General features: G+C 64.1%; 21 protein-coding genes. 11 read left to right on the top strand and 10 right to left on the bottom strand.

Annotated elements, in window-relative coordinates; genetic code table 11:
- The first annotated feature begins 48 nt into the window (after window positions 1–48).
- On the top strand, window positions 49–471 hold the full coding sequence (locus C484_RS13290) for a TRAM domain-containing protein (protein WP_006110373.1): 423 nt from the start codon (window positions 49–51) through the stop codon (window positions 469–471).
- 92 nt (window positions 472–563) lie between these two features.
- On the opposite strand, the gene C484_RS13285 is transcribed toward C484_RS13290, so the two are convergent.
- The 4 genes from C484_RS13285 to C484_RS13270 form a co-directional block, all read right to left on the bottom strand.
- On the bottom strand, window positions 564–1,334 hold the full coding sequence (locus C484_RS13285) for a heptaprenylglyceryl phosphate synthase (RefSeq protein ID WP_006826433.1): 771 nt from the start codon (window positions 1,332–1,334) through the stop codon (window positions 564–566).
- Window positions 1,335–1,423: 89 nt separating this feature from the next.
- Window positions 1,424–2,146 (bottom strand): YkgJ family cysteine cluster protein, encoded by a 723-nt coding sequence (locus tag C484_RS13280; RefSeq protein ID WP_006826432.1) that lies wholly within the window; start codon window positions 2,144–2,146, stop codon window positions 1,424–1,426.
- A 29-nt stretch (window positions 2,147–2,175) separates the two neighbouring features.
- A complete protein-coding gene (locus tag C484_RS13275) occupies window positions 2,176–2,976 on the bottom strand; it encodes an MBL fold metallo-hydrolase (protein ID WP_006826431.1) in 801 nt (266 codons plus the stop codon).
- Between the two features lie 61 nt (window positions 2,977–3,037).
- Window positions 3,038–3,319 (bottom strand): MarR family transcriptional regulator, encoded by a 282-nt coding sequence (locus tag C484_RS13270; RefSeq protein ID WP_006664803.1) that lies wholly within the window; start codon window positions 3,317–3,319, stop codon window positions 3,038–3,040.
- A gap of 273 nt (window positions 3,320–3,592) precedes the next feature.
- Between C484_RS13270 and C484_RS13265 the strand changes: the two genes are divergently transcribed.
- Window positions 3,593–4,300 carry a class I SAM-dependent methyltransferase gene (locus C484_RS13265; RefSeq protein ID WP_006826430.1) on the top strand — a complete coding sequence of 236 codons (708 nt, stop codon included), beginning with the start codon at window positions 3,593–3,595 and terminating at the stop codon, window positions 4,298–4,300.
- Window positions 4,301–4,364: 64 nt separating this feature from the next.
- Window positions 4,365–5,381, top strand: a complete 1,017-nt coding sequence (locus C484_RS13260) for a glycosyltransferase (protein WP_006826429.1) — start codon at window positions 4,365–4,367, stop codon at window positions 5,379–5,381.
- 71 nt (window positions 5,382–5,452) lie between these two features.
- On the opposite strand, the gene C484_RS13255 is transcribed toward C484_RS13260, so the two are convergent.
- Together C484_RS13255 and C484_RS13245 are read right to left on the bottom strand one after the other, a co-directional pair.
- Window positions 5,453–6,415: a DUF368 domain-containing protein gene (locus tag C484_RS13255; protein WP_006826428.1), complete on the bottom strand. Its 963-nt coding sequence runs from the start codon at window positions 6,413–6,415 to the stop codon at window positions 5,453–5,455.
- Window positions 6,416–6,738: 323 nt separating this feature from the next.
- On the bottom strand, window positions 6,739–7,563 hold the full coding sequence (locus C484_RS13245) for an amidohydrolase family protein (protein ID WP_006826427.1): 825 nt from the start codon (window positions 7,561–7,563) through the stop codon (window positions 6,739–6,741).
- 191 nt (window positions 7,564–7,754) lie between these two features.
- Here C484_RS13245 and thsA point away from each other — a divergent pair, with 191 nt between their 5' ends.
- Complete coding sequence (gene thsA, locus C484_RS13240; protein WP_006826426.1) at window positions 7,755–9,299, top strand: thermosome subunit alpha; 1,545 nt, start codon at window positions 7,755–7,757, stop codon at window positions 9,297–9,299.
- A gap of 93 nt (window positions 9,300–9,392) precedes the next feature.
- Window positions 9,393–9,761: a HalOD1 output domain-containing protein gene (locus C484_RS13235; RefSeq protein ID WP_049915454.1), complete on the top strand. Its 369-nt coding sequence runs from the start codon at window positions 9,393–9,395 to the stop codon at window positions 9,759–9,761.
- Window positions 9,762–10,013: 252 nt separating this feature from the next.
- Here the strand turns inward: C484_RS13235 and C484_RS13230 are convergent, their stop codons facing one another.
- The 3 genes from C484_RS13230 to C484_RS13220 form a co-directional block, all read right to left on the bottom strand.
- Window positions 10,014–11,543, bottom strand: a complete 1,530-nt coding sequence (locus tag C484_RS13230; protein WP_083867343.1) for a molybdopterin-dependent oxidoreductase — start codon at window positions 11,541–11,543, stop codon at window positions 10,014–10,016.
- Between the two features lie 187 nt (window positions 11,544–11,730).
- A complete protein-coding gene (locus C484_RS13225) occupies window positions 11,731–12,588 on the bottom strand; it encodes an SAM hydrolase/SAM-dependent halogenase family protein (protein ID WP_006826423.1) in 858 nt (285 codons plus the stop codon).
- Window positions 12,589–12,740: 152 nt separating this feature from the next.
- The gene (locus C484_RS13220) at window positions 12,741–13,259 is read right to left on the bottom strand and encodes a nicotinamide-nucleotide adenylyltransferase (RefSeq protein WP_006826422.1); all 519 of its coding nucleotides are present in this window, start codon (window positions 13,257–13,259) and stop codon (window positions 12,741–12,743) included.
- A 288-nt stretch (window positions 13,260–13,547) separates the two neighbouring features.
- Here C484_RS13220 and lonB point away from each other — a divergent pair, with 288 nt between their 5' ends.
- The gene (gene lonB / locus C484_RS13215; protein WP_006826421.1) at window positions 13,548–15,797 is read left to right on the top strand and encodes an ATP-dependent protease LonB; all 2,250 of its coding nucleotides are present in this window, start codon (window positions 13,548–13,550) and stop codon (window positions 15,795–15,797) included.
- Between the two features lie 15 nt (window positions 15,798–15,812).
- Window positions 15,813–16,853, top strand: coding sequence for a CPBP family intramembrane glutamic endopeptidase (locus tag C484_RS13210; protein ID WP_006826420.1), 1,041 nt, complete (start codon window positions 15,813–15,815; stop codon window positions 16,851–16,853).
- Window positions 16,854–16,858: 5 nt separating this feature from the next.
- Here C484_RS13210 and C484_RS13205 read toward each other — a convergent pair whose 3' ends face one another.
- A complete protein-coding gene (locus tag C484_RS13205; protein WP_006826419.1) occupies window positions 16,859–17,329 on the bottom strand; it encodes an MGMT family protein in 471 nt (156 codons plus the stop codon).
- A gap of 105 nt (window positions 17,330–17,434) precedes the next feature.
- On the opposite strand from C484_RS13205, the gene trpC reads away from it, so the two are divergent.
- Genes trpC through C484_RS13185 form a run of 4 tightly spaced genes read left to right on the top strand, consistent with a single transcriptional unit; the run spans window position 17,435 to window position 21,365 of the window.
- Window positions 17,435–18,301: an indole-3-glycerol phosphate synthase gene (gene trpC / locus C484_RS13200; RefSeq protein WP_049915452.1), complete on the top strand. Its 867-nt coding sequence runs from the start codon at window positions 17,435–17,437 to the stop codon at window positions 18,299–18,301.
- Window positions 18,298–19,575: a tryptophan synthase subunit beta gene (trpB, locus tag C484_RS13195; RefSeq protein ID WP_006826417.1), complete on the top strand. Its 1,278-nt coding sequence runs from the start codon at window positions 18,298–18,300 to the stop codon at window positions 19,573–19,575. The genes trpC and trpB overlap by 4 nt, the downstream gene beginning before the upstream one ends.
- The gene (gene trpA / locus C484_RS13190) at window positions 19,572–20,543 is read left to right on the top strand and encodes a tryptophan synthase subunit alpha (protein ID WP_006826416.1); all 972 of its coding nucleotides are present in this window, start codon (window positions 19,572–19,574) and stop codon (window positions 20,541–20,543) included. The genes trpB and trpA overlap by 4 nt, the downstream gene beginning before the upstream one ends.
- A gap of 24 nt (window positions 20,544–20,567) precedes the next feature.
- A complete protein-coding gene (locus C484_RS13185; RefSeq protein ID WP_006826415.1) occupies window positions 20,568–21,365 on the top strand; it encodes a 2-amino-3,7-dideoxy-D-threo-hept-6-ulosonate synthase in 798 nt (265 codons plus the stop codon).
- Window position 21,366: the final 1 nt, after the last annotated feature.

The raw sequence follows: 21,366 nt of genomic DNA, 5'->3' as shown, positions 1-21,366 counted from the left end.
GTAGTTCTAATACGGATGAGCGTCAGAGGTGGAATTGAGGGTCTACCTGTGGAAATATCTGAAAAACTCCTGTGTCTGTTCAGTACGGAGGTTTCGGCAGAGGAGGACCGATACGTCATCGAGGTACCACGTCAAGAAGTCGAGACCGGCGACATCGATCCGGAGGAGGTCTACCGTGTGGCGCTCATCTCTCGCGAGGGCGAGGAAGGTGAGGTCGAGGCATCGGCGGCGGCACAACCGCAGCCACAGCCACAAACCGCCACTTCGGAGCCACAGCCACCGGTCGATGTCGGTGAAACGCGCTACGTCGAAATCGAAGATATCGGCAAGCAGGGTGACGGGATTGCCCGCGTCGAACGCGGCTACGTTATCATCGTTCCCGGCGCGGATGTCGGTGAACGCGTCAAGATCGAGGTCACCGAGGTCAAGTCGAACTTCGCAGTCGGCGAGATTATCGAAGACACGTTCTAACGTCACCGTTACCGGAGAGTGACGCGCTGTCCGGTCCGAAACCGACGACCGAGGAGCCACTGGCGAGTTCGTCAGTTCTCTTCGCGTAACGCTCACGATTGGGGCGGGATCGTCTCGCGGTAAGTATCCGGATCGTCGTGGAAACAGTCGCCGACGACGATCGCATCCGCGCCGGCCTCGAGAATCGCAGTGGCTTTCTCGCGCGTGTCGATGCCGCCGCCGTAGAGGAGTACCGTTTCGTCGAGGTATCGCGCGGCTGCCGTGACGTCTTCCGGGCCGCCGTAGGTACCCGAGTACTCGACGTAGAAGATCGGAAAGTCGTAGAACGTCTCTGTCGCGAGCGCCGCACCTGCGACCTGGTCGGGCATGTACGTGGTTTCGACGCCCGAAACGTTCGCTGCCGCCGAATCCAGGTTCTGCACGACGTACCCCTCTCCGATCAGTTTCGTCGCGAGTTCAGCGACGGCGTCGACGCCGTTCGACGTGAGCAGGTCGCCGACGAGCGGGATGGAACTGCCCGTGAGTTCGTCGGGTTTGCGTGCGACCTCGGTGAAGAGGTCAAGGTGTTTGCCGACGAAGTTGTCCCGGTCGCCGTTGTAAACAGCGGGGACGGTGATGGAGTCGACGGCGTCGATGGTGTCGGTCGAGACCTGCGTGGCGTTGTAGGGTTCCTGAAAGATGGGGAGGTCGGGGGCGATGTCGTCGATCGCTCGGATCGCCGCGAGGGTGTTGGCCTCGGTCACGTCGTCAGACCCGCCGACGATCGCGAGATCGGTGTCCGCGATGACGCCGGGATCGTCCGGTAACGGCTTTGCCGGGTCGACTTTCGTGACGTGTCTGATATCCTGCCAGGCGATGTCCATAGCAAAACCATCACAGACGTATGTGAATTTCCTGTTGGTTTCGTGTCCTCAGATCGACTGGCCGCCGGTCTGCACACTCACACAGACACTTAGTTGGAAAGTCGCGTTCCGTCCGGCCGTTTCGCACCCTCGGAGTCGTGAACGACGACCTCGCCCGCCCCGGTATCGGCGGGCGCATACGCATCACGAACGTCGATCGCCTCCTCGAGTTCACGAACGGCGCGTTCTTTGAGCGCGGCGGCGAGTGCTTCGGCGTCCTCGCGGGAGATGTCGCGACCGAGGCCCTCGCACTCGTGGGCGCGGACGACGCCGGCTTCGTCGACGGCCTCGCCCATCGGCTGGCTGGTGCCGTCGAGGGCGACGCTGAAGGGGTAGGTCTGACAGATCAGCGGGCGGTCGTCGTGGGCGGTGCAGGCCCCGACGCCGTCGTCGTCTTCCGCGTAAAAGGCGCAGTCGCCGCAGCCGCCGGTCTGGAGCGCCCATTCGAAGGTTTCGCCTTCCGGTCCGTCCTCGCCCTCGGTGAGGCCGTAGGGCATCGGCCGGGCGACGTCGCGCCAGTCGCGCGCTTCGGCAGTTGTGTCCGGTTCGGCGGTGTCGGAACCGGTAGCGTCAGCGCCATCGCCTGCCGCGCTGGCGGCCTGTAATTCGCGAACTTCGTCGGGAAAGACCGTCGCCGTGTGCTCGTCCTCGCCGTGGCTTGTACAACAGGCCCCACAGCGGGTGCACTCGAAGCCGATCGATTCGATGGCGTCGGCCAGGTCGTCGACGGAGAGTTCGCGGGCGCGGTCGAGTTCGGTTTCGAGCGAGGGCACACCTACAGCTACGCGGCGAGGCGGAAAAGTCAGTCGCTCCGGCGAGCGCGAGCGACCGCGCCGTCCCACGAGAGGCGACCCTCCACGGCGAGTTTCTCGAGGTGTGCGCGGACCGTCGCCCGCGCGAGATCGCGAACCCCGGTCAGGTCCTTCTCGTAGGCTGCCGCGAGGATCTCATCGAGCGTCTCAGCACCGCCCTCGACGGCGGTCAGGACCCACTGTTCGCGCCGGGCGCGGTGGGCGAGGAGACGCTCGAGGGTCTCCCGCGGCGCGTCGATAACTGGGCCGTGACCGGGATACAGTACCGGCGGGTCCATCGCCCAGAGTCGGCGCAACGTAGTTACGTACGCGCGCATGTCACCCTCCGGTGCCCCGACCACGACGCTGCCCTCGCGGACGGCACAGTCACCGCAGACGATCGGGCCGCCGTCTCCAACCTCGAGTGCGACGTGATCCGGTGCGTGTCCCGGCGCGTCACGGATACGGACGAACGCCTCGTCACCGTCGCCGAGCGAGAGTTCGGTTCCGGGAGTGAACTCGCGGTCGGGCGCACAGCCGGTCGCCTCCTGAAATCGGGTGGTGCGGCCGCGTCTGGCCCAGACCGTCGCACCCGTCGTGTCGGCGTAGGTTTCGACAGCACCGACGTGGTCCGGGTGGGTGTGGGTGACCAGGATGTGCTCGACGGAGTGGTCGGCGACGAGTTCGTCCAATGGGGACGTTTGTGCAGCCGGATCGACGAGGACCGCGGCGTCGTCGCCGATGAGATAGGCGGTGGTTTCGCCGGTCGGGGCCCGCGTGGAGACGGGAACGGCGCAGGGAGTAACGTCCATACGTGCGTCTCATCGGCGGGTTGTATGTGCGTATCGAAGCGGGTCCAAAACGGAGCCGACTTCAGTTCTTGAGGTAGTAAACCTGCTTGCGCGCGTCCCGGAAGCTGTAGCGCGACCCCACGAGGCCGACATCCTCGAGGCGGTTGAGGGCGTAGCGAACGGTGCGGTCTGGAAGCAGCGATTCGTCGGCGAGTTGTCCCTGCGAGAGCGGTGAATCGGTTTCGAGGACTTTTGCAACCAATTTCGCGCTCGGCGGGAGGTCGCGAAGACGGTCCCGGTATTCGTCCTTCGATAGGACCTCCTCGGCTGCGGCAGTGCCATCCTCTGCGGTACTCGTGCTCATACAATTCTGAGCGGAATCAGTGCTGGTAAAGCTTCCCTATATGTAGATAGGAACAATGAAGTTTGTATAAGGGGTTCAAATGTGGTATTAATACATGGAACCCATACGCACGATGAACAGAGACAGTGACAGTGATAGTGACAGGCTCCCGGTCTACGACGACCCACCAGCGGAGGTGACCCCTCGTCCAGTCGCTTGACTGGCCGGACCCGTCGGATTTTCCGAACGAGTCCAGTATCGTTTTATCCCACGACTACAGTAGTTTCGCCCAGTGTGAAAGGACAGGAGTGGTACCAGGCTGACGACGTCGCCGAGGAGTACGACGACAAGCGCTTTTCCAAGGGTGGACAGTTGATCGACCGACGGGAGAAGCAAGCAGTCCTCGAGGCGATTATGCCCGTCGAGGACCGTACGATCCTCGAAATCGCCTGTGGTACCGGGCGATTTACGGTTATGCTGGCCGAGCAGGGCGCGGACGTCGTCGGACTCGACATTTCGGCAGCGATGTTGCACCAAGGGCGAGCGAAAGCACAGCGCGCTGAACTCGCAGGGACACTCGAGTTCCTTCGCGGCGATGCAGGGCGACTACCGTTTCCGGACGACCACTTCGATACCGTCATCGCGATGCGCTTTTTCCATCTCGCGGACGATCCGGAGGCGTTCTTGCGGGAGATGCGGCGGGTGGCGAGCGAACAGGTCGTCTTCGATACGTTCAACCGCTTTAGCTCGCGGAGTATCTACAACTGGGCGCTGCCGATGGGCTCGCGACTGTATTCGAAGGGCGAGGTGAGTACGCTACTCGCAAAGACGAATCTGACGCTGGTCGATGTCGAAGACGATTTCCTCCTTCCGTACGGCCTCTACCGGGCAATTCCGAACGGGCTCGCCTCACCGCTTCGGTCGATCGACAGCGCCCTTGGCGGGCATCCAATCACGGATCATGCAGCGTCGGTATCGTACTGGAATACGCGGCTTCGGTAGTGGGCGACGATAGCTGGCAGTAATCCCATCGTCTTTTTACTCCCCGGGTGTTCTACCACATAGTATGGAGCTCTCGGTAGTCGTCTCGACGCTCAACGACCGAGAGCAGTTGCTCTCCTGTCTCGATGCACTCGCCGAGCACACGCCAGCGGCGACCGAAGTGATCGTCGTCAACGGACCCTCCTCCGACGGCACGACTGGTGTTGTCCGCGACCGACCCGATGTCGACGTTCTCGTCGAGATCTCCGAACGGAACGCAAACGTCTCCCGAAACGTCGGCTTCAGCGTTGCCACGGGCGACGTAATCGCCTTCCTCGACGGCAGCTACGCCGTCGAACCGACCTGGTTCCAAGCCATCGAGCAGGCACACACGGATGGAACGGATGTGGTAACTGGTCCCGCGGTTACAGCAGGGGAACCGATACAGCCACCCGGCGAGACAGACGAAGACACAACCACCTCAGCCAGCACGGCCAGCACAGCTACTACATCGAGTTCCCCCAGCGCACCCAGCCACCCCGCCGCAATCGAAGGCCCCGCACAACCCCACACCCAAACCATCGCCGGCCGCTCGGTCACGCTTATCAATGGGGACAACGTCGCCTTCGATCGAACCGTTCTCGACGCACTCGACGGCTTCGACGAATACCTCGAAACCGGCGGCGATCGAGACTGCGCCCACCGGATCGCCGGACTCGGATTCGATACGAACTGGCAACATGAGATGGCCGTCCGTACCGAACTCGGAGCCGACGGCGGGACGATGACTGAACTCGATTGGGGGACAACCTATCGGGCACTCTCCTATCGGCTTGCGAAGAACTACGGCCCGCGACCGACGGTCGTCGCTCGGACGGTCGGCAGTGCGCTCCGTGACGGATTCAGCGGGGCTCGACGAATCGTTTCCGGTGAGGAAACGCCGACGGGGTGGCTATCGGACGGAACGGACGTGGTTCAAAACGCGGCCCGCGGATTTGTAGACGGAACTCGTGCCCGCTACGGCGATCGGACGGCCCAGCGGAACCCGAACGGGATCTCGGTCAGACACGACCGCGCTGTTCGCGTGTACGACCGGCGGTAGCGATCGGGCGCAGTCGGTATTCCGTCGGCACGAGACCCGATCAGCGATCGATAACCGATACTGCTCGCCCCTTACTCGGGATCGAACCCGCCAGCGAGTTCATCGAGGACGAACAGTGCGAGTGCACCGAGGGCCGCCCACACGACGGTCAGGAAGATGATGTCAGGGGTCCAGGCGTGCGTGTCGCCGATTTCGTGAAGCGGCGCGGGAACGGAGCCGGCGATCAGGCCGACGAGGAACAACATCGTGAGCGTCCAGTGCCGGTCGAGCGACGCGCGGACGACGCGGGCGATCGTGACGAGTCCGACGACGCCGCCGATGACGAAGAGGATCACGGTCGTGCCCGGAGCGACGAGCGTCTGGAGCGTTCCCGTCGTCGAGACGAGTTCGTGAAGCGCGTCGAGGAACGCGTGTAGTTCGGACATCAGGTAGACGTACTGGCCGAGGAGGATCAGGATGAGCGAGCCGGAGACGCCGGGTAGAATCATGGCGCTGACGGCGAAAGCGCCGGCAAGGAGGGTGCGGACGGGGCCCTGTCCGGGGAGTTGGAGGACGTTGCTGGCGACGAGTAAGGCGAGACCGGTACCAGCGCCCGCGGCGAGGACGTGTTCGGTGGTCGAGAACGGGAGGCTTCGAAAGAGGACGACGGCGGAGGCGGCGATCAGGCCGATAAAGAACCCGAAGAGTGCGAGGGGGTGTGAGGATGCGAGCGAAGTGACGACGCTGCCGATGATTGCAATGGCAGTGAACACGCCGACGCCGAGCGGAAGCAAGAACGGGAGATCGAGTTCGAGGAGGGCTTCGCGTGCCCGGACGCGGCGGCCGGGATCGTAGCCGCGAAGGATGTCGAGGAGGCGTCCGGGCGTGAAGGCAGTGACGGCGGTTATCAGGCGGCTGTAGAACCCGAGTAGGAGGGCAATTGTGCCGCCGGAGACGCCGGGGAGGGCGTCGGCGGTGCCCATGCAGAGCCCGTAACAGTAGATTCGGAGGATCGCGAGGCGGTCGCCGACGCGCTGGGTGAGGTTATATCCCATCGATTGCGTGGAGGTGTGACCGCATCGTGTGCAGGGCTGGCGATTGGGAGGGTCGTCCGTAGTCCATACGTAGTGGGTATCGAGGCACGACCATAAATGGCGTCACTCCTCGCAGCAGTCGAGTTAGTGCAGCTACAGGTGCGAATCGAGGATCACCGAAACGGCGACCGGAACCGGACGAAGGGCGACGGGAGCAGTTCCGGAACGGCGATGAAAGACGGTCAGATGATAGGCAGAGAGCGGAGAGCAGAAGACGAGGACAACCGACGGAGACCAATACGTCGAACCAGTTATACGTAGCACCAATCCCGTCGCGGGCCCGGCTACACGTAGGCGTCCGGTGCGAGCGCGTCGATCACGCGGCAGGCGTTCTTCGAAAAGGCACGCCAGAGTTTGTCCTCCGAGACATCAAGCGTGAGGATTTCCATGACGGCGACGTTCGGATGACAGGCGGGCGCGCCGCTTCCGAAAAGAACTCGATCCGGGTGTTCGAGCAGGGCGCGCTCGAGAAGGTCACGGTACTTGACGAAACTCGTCTCGACGTAGCAGTCGTCGAACTCGGCGAGTAGGTCGATCGTCTCGTGCATTTTCGAGCGATCCAGGGGATGCCCGCCGAAGTGAGCGATGATAACGGGAAACGAGCGGCCGAGGATCGTCTCCGCGAGTTCAGCTGGCGTCGCGTCCGCGCCACCGCGGACGATCAGGGGAAGGCCGACGGCCTCCAGAGTGTCGATGACGTCCTCGTCGGGGAGGTCGTCGGTGAGGGGGTCGAGTACGAAGCCGTGAAACCGGTCGTCGTAGGCGTATTTTTCGACGTCTTCTGGGGTCGTGTGGTACTCTTTGCGGCGAGTGACGGCGTTGTGGAGGCAATTCGTTGCGGTGCTACCGGGGCGGCGGGTGCCGTTGATGCGAGCGAACGCGACGAACGGACGGTCGACGCTTCGTCTGGCAACGCCGTTGTTCGGAGCGATGTAGCTCGTCTCTGGTGTTGCCGGCGGGAAGACGATCGATCTGGTGATTCCCGCCTGGTGCATCTCCCGTTCGAGTCGGTCGGGGGTGATCGACCGACCGCGGGGCTGCTCGCGTCGATCGGGCGTGAGCCGTGCATAGCTATCGACGACGCGAAACCCGTGTTCCAGCTCCAGCATCCCACCCCATCGTTTCGAGTCGATCCATATTTTGCTACCGACTTCGCCGTTGCGCGGGTCACGCGGGCACGCGATACAGGGAATCGCAAGACGGAGTGGGTGCGAGAGGGAAACGCTTATATAGAAGTGCTGACGACATAGTTAGTGAGGATTCAGCTATGGCACAACAGCGACGCATGGGCGGACAGCCTATGTTCATTATGAGCGAGGATAGTCAGCGAACACAGGGCCGGGACGCCCAATCGTCCAACATCATGGCCGGCAAGGCGGTCGCCGAGTCGGTACGGACGACCCTCGGCCCCCGCGGCATGGACAAGATGCTCGTCGACTCGGGTGGTGAGGTCGTCATCACCAACGATGGGGCGACCATCCTGAACGAGATGGACATCGAACACCCCGCGGCCCAGATGATCGTCGAAGTCGCCGAGACCCAGGAAGAGGAGGTCGGCGACGGCACGACGACCGCGGGCGTGATCGCTGGCAACCTGCTCGGGGAGGCCGAAGACCTCATCGAACAGGACGTCCATGCGACGACCATCGTCGAGGGCTACCACGAAGCCGCCGAGATTGCCCTCGACGCCATCGACGAACAGATCAGCGAAGCCGCCGTCGACGACGAGGTTCTAAAGCAGGTCGCCGAGTCCAGCATGACCGGCAAGGGCACCGGCGGTCTCACCGCCGAATCGCTCGCCGAAACGGTCGTCGAGGCCGTCCGCCACGTCGAATCTGACGACGGCGTCGCCCGCGAGAACGTCACCGTCCACACCCAGATCGGTGCCTCCTCGAACGCGACCGAACTCGTCCCCGGTATCGTCATCGACGAGGAGCCCGCCCACGAGGGCATGCCGACCGAGATCGAGGACGCCTCGATCGCCGTCCTCGATGTTGAACTCGGCGTCCGCACCGGCGACGTCGACGCCGAGTACGCCATCGACTCCATCGACCAGCTCAACGCCGCCATCGACGCCGAGGAAAGCGAAGTCCAGGGCTACGCCGAAACCGTCGCCGAAAGCGGCGCTGACGTCGTCGTCACTACCGAAGACGTTGACGACCGCGTCAGCACGTTCCTCGCCAACGAGGGCATCCTCGTCTTCGAGAACGTCGGCAGCAGCGACACTGCAGACATCCTCTCCGCAACCGGTGCAACCCGCGTCGGCACACTCGACGACCTGGAAGAAGCCGACTTCGGCAAAGCCGACCGCATCCGCAGCGCAAACTTCGGCGACGACGACCTCGCGTTCGTCGAGGGCGGCGCGGCCGCCGAAGCCGTCACCGTCTTCGTCCGCGGCGGTACCGAACACATCGTCGACGAACTCGAGCGCGCGATCGGTGACGCACTCGACGTCGCCGCGACCGCACTCGCCTCCGGTGAAGTCGTTCCCGGCGCTGGCGCGACCGAAATCGCCATCGCAAACAAGATCCGCGAGGAAGCCGCCGGTATCGAGGGCCGCAAACAGCTCGCCGTCACCGCCTTCGCGGACGCGCTCGATGTCGTCCCGCGCACGCTCGCGGCGAACACCGGCCAGGACCCGATCGACGCGCTCGTCGATCTCCGCGCCGCGCACGACTCCGAGGGCCGTGCCGGCCTGATCACCGATGGCGAAGACGTGACCATCGACGACCCGCTCGAGTTCGGCGTCGTCGATCCGGCAGATGTCAAGCGCGAAGCGATCGAGAGTGCGACTGAGGCTGCGACGATGATCGTCAGAATCGACGACGTCATCGCCGCGGAATAACTCGCTCTCACCTTTTCTTCGGTTTCCGTACTGTGTCGGTGACTCTGACTGGCCAATAGTGTTAAGTGTTAACACTCGAGACTACCGATCGTTATGTCCGGCATGGCTTCTTCAGATCGACTGACGCCGGTCGCCGAGGCGGTTGACCAAACCGTCTATTACAACACCGAGAGCGAGACCTATCACATGTGGTGTGATGAAAGCGAGTACGAGCCGGTAACGACGGCACTTCCCCTCGCGGTCTCGTCGATTCATGGCGTCGATCCAGCCGCCCTTGAGCCGCTCGCGGACAGCATCGATCCGGACGCTCTGAACGCACTCGTCGTCGACTGGTGTGAGACGACACGACACGGTACAGTCGACGAGCGAGCAGGCTCGGTCTCGTTTCTCTTCTCCCGGTGTGAGATTACGATCCACGACGACGGCGAGATCGTCATCGATCCGGATCGGACCACGCGGTGATCGGTCGCGACGAGACCGCCGTTTCTCGTCCTGGAACGACCGAACCGACCGAAAGCGACCGTCACGGTCGCTGCCGCGGTCCGAAGTCGCGTCGAGTTCAGTCGATCGGATCGTCCGCGGGACGGCGCGGCCGAGACGAGTGCAGCGGACGATCGGGCCGAACGTCGACGCAGCGGTCCGGGCAGTGGGGTGAGGAGATAGCGGACTGGCAGGCCGGCCGTGCAGCGGGGCGGCGAAAAAGCGGTCTAGTGGTCAGATATCGGCGCTGTGCGGGAAGTAGTTGAGCACGTCGTCGCGCCAACCGCCCTTTCCCTTCCCCATATCGTCGATGTCGTCGACGAACTCGATGCGGGTGACCCACTTGGCCATCTTGTAGCCGAGTTGGCTTTCGACGCGGAGCCGGTAGGGTGCCCCGTGGGCGACGGGCAGATCGTCGTCGTTCATCTCGTAGGCGAGGATCGACCGGGGCTCCCGGGCCTTGTCCATCCGAATGGCCTCGTAGTAGCGCTCCGGGACCTCGGGATCGGTTTCCTCGAACGGACCCGCCTCGGAGTACTCCCACTTTTCGTCGAGCGTCCAGAAGACGAGCCACTCGGCGTCCTCGTGGGGGTTACAGCGGTCGATGATCTCGGTCAGGGGAACGCCGCCCCACTTGGCGTAGTACGTCCATCCCTGGATGCAGTCGTGGCGGGTAATGTGGCGCTCCGTCGGCAACGTTCGGATGTCCTCCCGGTCGAGTTCGAGTTCGTTCTCGACCTCGCCGTCGACCGTGATCGTCCAGTCTTCGAAGTCGTTCTCGTAGTGGTTTCGGTACGCGTCGTTTCGCGGCGGTTTGCCGTTGACGCGGGCGAAATCCGAGTACTCGTCGACATCGTCGCCCTCGACGAAGGACACGTGGTGGAAAAACGTCTGCAACAGCGGATCGAGTCCGATCTCGAGTGCGTTTTGCGTCCGCAGCGGGCGGGTGAGAGACGCCCAGTTGGCGACCGCGGAGAAGCCGACGACGATTCCGACGCCGAGGAGGGTCGCGACGATCGTCAGATCGATCGATGCGGCCGAACTCCCGAGGACTATTTTGGCCATCTCCGACCAGAAGCCGTGCACGATAACCATCCCGACGTGGCCGACCGCGAAGACGGCGAACGCGACAAGGCCGAGGAAGTGGATGCTTCGGGCCCGCTGTCGAACGGTAGTAAACCACGCCGGAAAGTGCGCTCGGACGGCGGGTGCCTGCAGAACCCCGGTGACGATCATGAGCGGCGACAGCACGAACACGACACCGAAGTACGTCAGTTGCTGGAGTGCATTGTACCCTTCGGCGTGCGGAACCTGCAACTGAAGGTATGTTATCAAATCGCCCGCGGCCTGCGGGAAGACCGAGATCGACGTCGGAATCAGTCGCGCCCACTCGCCGCTGACGGCCAGCGCACCGACGTAGAGCGCGCCGGTGACGATCCACCCGAGCGCGCCCCAGAAGTGCCAGTGTCGCCCCAGTCCGAGACCGTCGCGACCGGGGAGAGAGATGAGTGCTGACGGCGGATCGATCTCGTCCTCTGCGGTCCAGAGATCCTCGCCCTCGATCGCGTCCTTGTCGAACTCGGTCGACCGTTCCCGATCGCCGACGCGGAGCCACTCCCCGCCCGGTTCGGCGTCGTCGTTCCAGTAGAATCGGGGGTGGGTCATGATCAGTTCGTACCCGCTTCGGAACAGTTGAACCATGAAAAAGAGGTTGAACCAGTGGGCAAATCTCAGCCACCACGGGTAGGAGAACGCGTGAGCCATGCACATATAATATCTTCCCTAGTGAAGTTAAAACTACTCCCAAATTAATCGTATAATTTTCATACACTGTGGCACCTTGGATTCACGCTCCGAAGGGAACGCTTTCGGTCGGTCAATACGGGTCCGAGATGCACAACAGACGCCACGGAACGCTTCGAACGGAAACCGGAACCGAGCAGTTCGCCGCTCAACCCTCGTCGCGGTCGATCGGCTCGAGTTCGATCCGATCGCCGGGTTCGAGCCCGAAGCTCGCATCGCCACGACCGCGGTTAACGTCGAGTTCGACGTAGCCGTGACTGCCGACCGTTGCGACTCGTTCGCCGGCAGGGACGGCGGCGAACGTTTCTCCAACGGAGACGGGGTCGCCGTTCGCGACGATCCGCTCTCGTTCCGCGAGAACGTCGCCGGGAACGTTCGTGATGACGTTTCCGAACTCGTCGACGACCAGCACCTCTCCCGCGGCGCGGTCGTCCGCAAGCGTCGGGGTAGGAAGCGTATGATCGACGGGGTCGTCTGCGAGTGGCTCGAGCCACTCGAGGTCGTCGATGCCCTCGATACCGGCTTCATGGACGCCCGCAGCCGCCGGTGCGAAGACGTCCCGCCCGTGGAACGTGGCGCTGGCCGGCCCCTCGCGACCGTCTCGACCGCCGGTCGCCGAGAGCGCCGTCGCGTCCGGACCGGTGCCGGCGGGTTCGACCGGATCGAGGAGCGTCTCGTCGATCGTGTACGTCTCGAGCGGGACGCCGTCGGCGAGTCGGCGCGCCGCGGGGAGCAAGACACCGTTGTCCGGCCCGACGAGCGCGTGATCACCCGCGCGAACCACGATCGCACGCCGGTCAGTGCCGACGCCGGGATCGATCACGACGAGATGGGTCGCCGGCGGAAAGTAGGGCAGCACTTCTCGAAGCCAAAAAGCGGCCGCGCGAACGTTCTGCCGGGGGAAATCGTGTGCGACATCGACCAGCCGCGCGTCCGTTCGCTGCACCAGTACACCCTTCATCGCCGCGGGGTACGGCGTGCCAAAGTCCGATGCGAGCGTGAGCATGTCACAGTGAACTCGCCGGTTGAGGAAAGGTGTTCGGAACGGTCCGTCGCAGCGGTCCTGCCTCCAGACGGATCGGATTGCGACGGCGAGACTATTCGGTCCGACTGAGAGACACCGACCGTATTCCGGTGGTATCGAACGTTTGCAGTCGGTTAGGTCCCGTTCGAGTCGGAATCGCTGACCATTTGAATGCGTTCGAGACCGTTGGTTTCGTCGACGACTTCGGCGACGGCTTCGGGGACGAGGGCTTCCCAGTCGCCGTCGTTGATCATGCGTTCGCGGACTTCCGAGCCTTCGAGTACGTCGCGGTTGAACATCGGCGACTGGCGGATATCGATGCCGGCTTCGCGAAACAGTTGGATGACGAGCGGATTGTTCGAGTAGGCGACATCGAAGTCCGGACTCATGCTCTGGACGTGGCTCACCCAGACGGAGTTCCGATCGAGGTCCTCGATCGGGACGGCGTAGGTCACGAGGTCGGTGTCGACGAGGGACTTGGTGATCATCATGATCCGTTCGCCGGCGGTGAACGGGTTTCGAACGGTGTGTGAGTGGTCGGCACTCCCGATGCCGAGTACGAGTTCGTCGACGTCCGCTGCGATTCGTTCGACCATGTTGTAGTGGCCGTTGTGGAAGGGCTGGAATCGACCGATATAGAACCCCCGTGTCATGCCGGACAGTGTTCGGGCAGTACGCTTAAGCGTGACGAGTTACGGCACTGTGGAAGAACTACTGGGCGGATCGAGAGTGGGAACGAACCGGCACCGGTGAAACGACTCGAAAGCGGGCGGGAGCCGTTGGGTGCCCATCACGTTCCGGGACGACGGCCAGACTCGGTGGCGGATCGGAAACGAGCGCACATGGCTCAGAACTGGCGTTTTCGGCACTACTAGCGGTTCTTCATATGGAGAAAGTATATCAGTGGCAATCCCTTCGAATCAGATACCGAACAGAGTTCTATGAGCAACGATACGAACGCTGACGACCCTCCCGAGGACGCCTCTGGGACTGTGCCACGCGAAGAGCAGGCACAGGACGAGGAGCGTGAGCGTGGACGGGAGTCCGAGCGTGTGCAGGATGAGCGCGACCGTGAGCGCTCGCCCTCTCAGCAGACGCCGTCTCCCCCGGAGTCTACGCCACAGTCGCAGTCACAGTCCACGGAGCGTCAGGGAGAACGATCGCCGACCGACGGTGACGAAGATACTGCCGGTGACGGCAATCAACGCGACGAGGCCGACGATATCGAAACCGTCGACGATCTCGGCAGTTCCGTCGAGGTCGATCCGGGCGTCGAGGTAGACGAGGAGATCGCCGAAGACGACCTTCTGGGCGGTCTCAAAATCAACTCGACGGAAGATATCGAGGTTCCGGATCGACTCGTCGATCAGGTCATCGGGCAGGACGAAGCACGAGACATCATCATCAAGGCGGCAAAACAGCGCCGTCACGTGATGATGATCGGCTCGCCGGGGACCGGCAAGTCGATGCTGGCGAAGGCGATGAGTCAACTCCTGCCGAAAGAGGAGTTACAGGACGTACTCGTCTATCACAACCCGGACGACGGGAACGAGCCGAAGGTGCGGACCGTTCCAGCCGGGAAGGGTGATCAGATCATCGATGCGCACAAGGAGGAAGCGCGAAAGCGCAACCAGATGCGCTCGATCCTGATGTGGATCATCATCGCGGTCATCATCGGCTATGCGATCATCAGCCCCGTCAATATCCTCCTTGGGGTTCTCGCAGCGGGGATCATCTGGCTGATCTTCCGGTACACCAGTCGCGGTACGGACGCGATGGTGCCGAACATGATCGTCAACAACGGCGACAAGCGGACCGCGCCGTTCGAAGACGCGACCGGTGCCCACGCCGGTGCGCTGCTCGGTGACGTGCGACACGACCCGTTCCAGTCCGGTGGAATGGAGACGCCGTCTCACGACCGCGTCGAACCGGGCTCGATCCACAAGTCCAACAAGGGCGTGCTGTTCGTCGACGAGATCAACACGCTCGACGTGCGCACCCAGCAGAAGCTCATGACGGCGATCCAGGAGGGCGAGTTCTCGATCACGGGCCAGTCCGAGCGCTCCTCGGGCGCGATGGTCCAGACCGAGCCCGTTCCCTGTGACTTCGTCATGATCGCGGCTGGGAACCTGGACGCGATGGAGAACATGCACCCTGCACTCCGGAACCGGATCAAAGGGTACGGGTACGAAGTGTACATGGACGACACCATCGAGGATACGCCCGAGATGCGGCGCAAGTACGCCCGCTTCATCGCTCAGGAGGTCGAACGCGACGGCCGCCTGCCCCACTTCACCCACGAGGCAGTCGAGGAACTGCTCCTCGAGGCGAAGCGTCGGTCGGGCCGGAAGAACCACCTGACGCTTCACTTCCGCAGTCTCGGTGGACTGGTCCGCGTCGCAGGCGACATCGCCCGCGCCGAGGATCGGGATCTGACCACCCGCGATGACGTGCTGCAGGCCAAAGGCCGCTCGCGCTCGATCGAGCAACAGCTCGCCGACGACTACATCGAGCGGCGCAAAGACTACGAGCTGCAGGTCACCGAGGACGGCGTCGAGGGCCGCGTCAACGGTCTCGCCGTCATGGGCGAGGACTCCGGTATCATGCTCCCCGTGATGGCCGAGATCGCGCCCGCACAGGGCGGCGGACAGGTGATCGCCACCGGGAAGCTTCAGGAGATGGCCGAGGAATCGGTCCAGAACGTCTCCGCGATCATCAAGAAGTTCTCCGACGTGGACCTCTCGGAGAAGGACATCCACATCCAGTTCGTCCAGGCCGGACAGCAGGGCGTCGACGGCGACTCTGCCTCCATCACGGTGGCGACGGCCGTCATCTCCGCGCTCGAAAACATCCCGGTCGATCAGTCGATCGCGATGACCGGCTCGCTGTCCGTCCGCGGGGATGTCCTCCCCGTCGGCGGCGTCACGCATAAGATCGAGGCCGCCGCCAAGGCCGGCTGCAGCACGGTCATCATCCCCGAAGCGAACGAACAGGACGTGATGATCGAAGACGAGTACGAGGAGATGATCGACATCGTGCCGTGTTCGAACATCAGCGAAGTCCTGGATGTCGCCCTCGAGGGCGAACCCGAGAAGGACTCGCTGCTCGACCGTCTCAAGTCGATCACCGGCACGGCGTTCGAGCAACAGTCGGTCGGCTCCGCCGGCGGCTCGAACCCGAGCCCGCAGTAAGCACAGACGAGACTAATGGCACAGTGGACGGCGTTTGCGGGGCTGACCGTCGTCGTCCTCGTGCTCTTGCTCGTTCTCTCGCACCTGACACAGACATCGTTTTCTTCGAGTGCCGACGCCGAGACTCCCGCAGGCGACACCGCCGAAACCGACGATGGACGCGAAGCGTTCGACGCGCCGCAGGCGACCCGCGACAGCGACGCGGACGAGTTCGGGGAGCGTTCGCCCCCAGTGACCGACGAGTCGGACGCGGGTACCCGCCACGAACAGCTCGGTCGCGGCGACAGCAACGGCGATGGCACGGTGGACACGCACGAGAACGCGGAGCCGCCGACGGGCGACGACGACGGGTCGAGTTCTCGAGACGATCGGTCCATCCGCACTGACGACGGACACCGACACCCCGGCCGCGCTGAACTCGATCCCGACGACCTCTCGACGGGACTGCTCCTGGCGAACGTCGCCGCCTCGCAGGGGCTGTTCTTGGTCGTCCTTCTCGGAGCTATCCTCTTCACTGCGATTCCGGCGAGCGCGCTCGGGATCGAGTTCAGCCTCGCGTATCTCGCGAGCGGCCTGGCGCTGGGGACGGGAGCCGGGATCGCCCTCTACGCGGCAAACGAACTCGGGGCGGCGTTCGCAGAGCGGGTCGGGTTCGACCACGACGAGCAACTCCGATCGATGCTGGCACCCGACTCGACCGGCGGCTGGCTCACGCTGTTGCTGGTCGTGCTTCCGATCATCGCCGTGTTCGAGGAGTTGCTCTTTCGCGGCGCGCTGATCGGCGTCTTCGCGACCGGGTTCGACGCGTCGCCGTGGCTGCTCGCGGTCGTTTCGTCGGTCGCGTTCGCGCTCGGCCACGGCATGCAGGGATCGGTCGGGGTCGCCGTTACGGGCGCGCTCGGATTCGTGCTCGCGGCGGTGTTTATCGCCACCGGAAGCCTGCTCGTGGTCGTCGTCGCACATTACCTGATCAACGCCCTCGAGTTCGTCGTTCACGAGGGACTCGAACTGGAATGGGCGACGCGACGGAGCGTGTCGGATCGGGGATCGGACTAGTCGGGTTACAACTCCTCGAGCGACCGTAACTTCTGCTCGACCGTCGGCGGAAGGGCGCTCGGGCCGTCACGGACGCGGTGGTCGGGGATCAAAATCGGAGCCGGGTTCTCGGCGAGTGCCGTTCGGACGGTCGTGTGGTCGGACTGCTCGTCGGCGTCGAGCGTCGGCGTGACCTGCGCGAGGGTCTCGACATCGAGCTGGTCGCCGTAGGGAATCTCGCGGACCTGTTCGAGGACCGCCCGCTGGTCTGTGGGGACCGTCAGTGCAACTTGGACGTCATCGAACGCGACGGGATCGAGGCCGTCTAAGTACTCGAAGATGCGGTCGAGAACCGGGTGGTCGGCCTCGGCGTTCGCCTCTGGCGTGTCGGGAACGGAGACGCTCAGCACCCGTCCGCTGGCGGCACCGAGTTGCACGTACCGGTCGAGATACGACGATTCGCGCGCGTAAATACCGGCGTCCGTAGCGTCCTCCATACGCGCTCGTAGGTGACACGGCCTTGAATAGTCGCCGGTCACACTGCCGTGAGCACCGCCGATGACGCAAGGTTTTTGTACAAAAGAGTACGTTGATGTACAATAATGACTCAGAGTAGGGAGCTCGCACCGGCGGTGCGGTCTATCCTTACAGCCGCTAGCGAGCGCGACGACAGCGCCGAGCGCGACCGTCTTGCGGTTGATGCCCGGTCGCTCACCGACGCGATCGACCGAGCGGAACGAGACGGTCGCGTGCCGGTAATCGCGGAGGTAAAGCCGACGAGTCCGACGAGCGATGGCACTCGCGAGGACGACCCCGTCGAACTCGCCACGGCGATAGTCGAGGGCGGGGCGACGGCGATTTCGGTTCTCACCGAGCCGACCCACTTCGGCGGCTCGCCCGAGGCGCTGACCCGCGTCCGCGAGGCCGTCGACGTTCCGGTTCTTCGGAAAGATTTCGTGCTCGACGAGGCCGGGATGGACGTCGTCGAGGCCGATCTACTCCTGTTGATCGCCCGATTCGTCGGCGTTCGCGAACCGACCGATTCGCGAGCCAGCCGGAACGCGACGCGTTCTGAGGCTGAACTCGACGAACTCGTCACCGCCGCCCGCGACCGCGGCTTCCAGCCGCTCGTCGAGGTCCACAACGAGGCCGAACTCGACGCCGCAGTCGACGCGGGCGCGGAGATCATTGGGATCAACAACCGCGATCTCGCCGAACTCGAGGTCGATCTCGACACGTTCGAGTCGGTTGCACCCGAAGTGCCCGACGACGTGACCCTGATCGCCGAGAGCGGAATCTCGGGACCGGCGGACGTTCGCCGGATGCGCGAGGCCGGGGCCGACGCCTTGCTCGTCGGCAGCGCGATCATGGATCACGACGGCGACACCGACGTTACCGCAAACACGCGAGCGCTGGTGCGAGCGACGGCGGAAACGGAGACGGAGACACAAACACAGACACAGATATGAGCAACACCGAATCAGACCACGTAGACGCGTCCGCCGACCGAACCGACCGCGAGCGAACGTTCGGCGACTACGGCGGCCAGTACGTACCGGAGGCACTGATGCCCGCCCTCCAAGAACTCGAGGACGCCTACGAGCGCTACGTCCTCGAGAACGAGGACGGGTTCATGGACGAGTTCAGCGAGCGCATGCGCGACTTTGGCGGACGGCCGACGCCGCTCCAGCGCACGGACCGGCTCAGCGAGCGCTACGACCGCGAAATCTACCTCAAGCGCGAGGACCTCGTCCACGGGGGCGCACACAAGCTGAACAACGCGCTCGGACAGGTGCTGCTCGCGAAGTACATGGGCAAAGAGCGGATCATCGCCGAGACGGGGGCGGGACAGCATGGCACGGCGACCGCGATGGCGGCGGCTCATCTCGATATGCCCTGCGAGATCTACATGGGCCGGACGGACGTGAACCGCCAGCGCCCGAACGTCTATCGGATGCGGATGAACGGCGCGGCGGTCAACCCGGTTGAGGCCGGCAGCGGGACGCTGAAGGAGGCGATCAACGAGACGCTTCGGGACTGGGCAACCACCGTCGAGAACACCCACTACGTCATCGGCTCCGTCGTCGGCCCGCACCCGTTCCCGCGACTGGTGCGGGACTTTCAGTCCGTCATCGGCGCGGAGGCCCGCGAGCAGATCCAGGAGCAAGCGGGGCGGCTCCCAGACAGCGTCGTCGCCTGCGCGGGCGGCGGCTCGAACACGATGGGGGCGTTCCACGAGTTCGTACCGGACGAGTCCGTCGACCTCTACGCGGTGGAGGCCGGCGGCTCGAGCCTCGACATCGACGAGAAGGAGGGCGTCGCGCCGAACTCGGCGACGCTCTCGACCGGGACCGACGGCGTCCTCCACGGTGCGCTGACGAAGCTCCTCCAGACCGACGACGGGCAGATCGTCGAGTCCCACAGCGTGAGCGCGGGGCTGGACTACGCCGGCGTCGGCCCCGAACTCTCGCGGCTCGTCGAGACCGGCCGGGTCACGCCGACGAGCGTGGACGACGAGGCCGCCCTCAACGGCTTCCATCGCCTTTCGAACCTGGAGGGAATCATTCCGGCGCTCGAGTCGAGTCACGCGCTCGGATACCTAGAGGAGAACTACGAGGAACTCGGCGACCTCGTCGTCGTCAACGTCTCCGGGCGCGGCGACAAGGATCTGGAGACGGTTCTCGAAGAGACCGAAAAGCGTGACCTCGACGCCGCGCCGGACGTGGAGGTGTTCGACGCATGAGTCGCGAGACGCGAGCGTCCCGGTCCGAGCGAACGGGGAACGAAGTGACCCGTGAGCTGCGAGCCGACGGCGGCGAGCAACTGGCGACCACGGACAGCGACATCGAGGCTGCTATCCGCGAGAACCACCCCGCACTCATCACCTACATCACCGCCGGCGACCCCTCTCTCGAGGACACGAAAGCGTACGTCGAAGCCCTCGACCGCGGCGGCGCGGACCTGATCGAACTCGGACTGCCCTTTTCGGAGCCGACCGCCGAGGGGCCGACCATCCAGGCCGCGATCAACCGCGCGCTCGACGCCGGGACGACCCCCGGGCAGTTCTTCGACCTCGTCGACGACCTCTCGACCGAGGCCCCGCTGCTGGTGATGACCTACTACAACATGATCCTACAGTACGGGCCAAGCGAGGCGTCACGCGCCTCGAAAGCTGGCGCGGCGAAGCCGCAGAACAAGCCCGATGTCCGTCCGTTCGTCGAACGCGCGGCCGACGCCGGCCTCTCGGGCATCATCGTCCCCGACCTCCCCGCAGAGGAAGCCGGCCCGCTTCGGGACGCCTGTGACGATCACGATATCGACCTCGTCTTCATCGTCGCGCCGACGACCGAGGGCGAGCGCCTCGATCGCATCATGTCCCAGGTCTCGGGCTTCGCCTACGTCCAGGCCCGTCTCGGGACCACCGGTGCGCGAGCGGACGTCTCGAACGCAACCCACGACAGCCTAACTCGCCTGGCCGACTACGACGTCCCCAAGGCGGTCGGGTTCGGCGTCAGCGAGGGCGACCACGCCGCCGAAATCGTCGACGCCGGCGCGGACGGCGTCATCGTCGGCAGCGCGCTCGTCGACATTATAGCCAACCACGGTGCAGGCGATGCACCCGCGGCGGACGAACTCGAGGCCAAGGTGCGCGAACTCAAGCAGGGTGCGCGCCGCGGACGGGAAGAAGCACCGGAACCAGAACAGCCATAACCGCAAGTTTGCTATACACTCGCAATGACTACAGCAGGACTCGACGCGCGACTGAACCGGATCGGTACAGACGACTCGTACGTAATCATCCCGATGGACCACGGCCTCACGATGGGTGCCGTCCAGGGACTCAAAGACATCGAATCGACCATCGACGGCGTCACCCGCGGCGGGGCCGACGCAGTGCTCACGCAGAAGGGGATCGCCCCCCGCGTCCACGATAACAAGAACGGGAAAGGCTACATCGTCCACCTCAACGGCTCGACGACCATCGGGCCGGACGAGCAGGACAAACGCATGACCGGTACCGTCGAAGAAGCGATCAAAGCGGGGGCCGATGCCGTCTCGTTCCACATCAACGTCGGCTCGAACTACGAACCCGACCAGCTCACCCAGCTCGCGGAGGTTACCGAGACGGCGGATCGATTCGGGATTCCGGTGCTCGCAATGGCCTACGCCCGCGGACCCGGTGTCGATTCGACGGATGCAGAGTCGCTCGGCCACGCGGTCCGGTTCGCCGAGGAAGTCGGTGCGGACCTCGTCAAGACGGGCTACAGCGGCGACGCCGAGAGCTTCCAGCACGTCGTCGAATCGACGCGCCTGCCGGTGGTCATCGCCGGCGGGTCGCGGGGCACCGACCGCGAGACGGTCGAGATGGTCCGCGGCGTCATGGACGCCGGTGGCTCGGGCGTCTCGATGGGACGGTCGATCTTCCAGCACGAACAACCCGAAGCCATCACCCGCGCCGTCTCCGGCGTCGTCCACGACGACCTCTCGACCGAGGACGCCCTGACCGAGTCCGGACTGGCGCTCGAAGTCTAAG

Origin of the sequence: Natrialba taiwanensis DSM 12281 (genome assembly GCF_000337595.1) — an archaeon.
Taxonomy (GTDB): Archaea; Halobacteriota; Halobacteria; order Halobacteriales; family Natrialbaceae; genus Natrialba; species Natrialba taiwanensis.
This window is presented reverse-complemented; position numbering and strand designations above follow the sequence as displayed.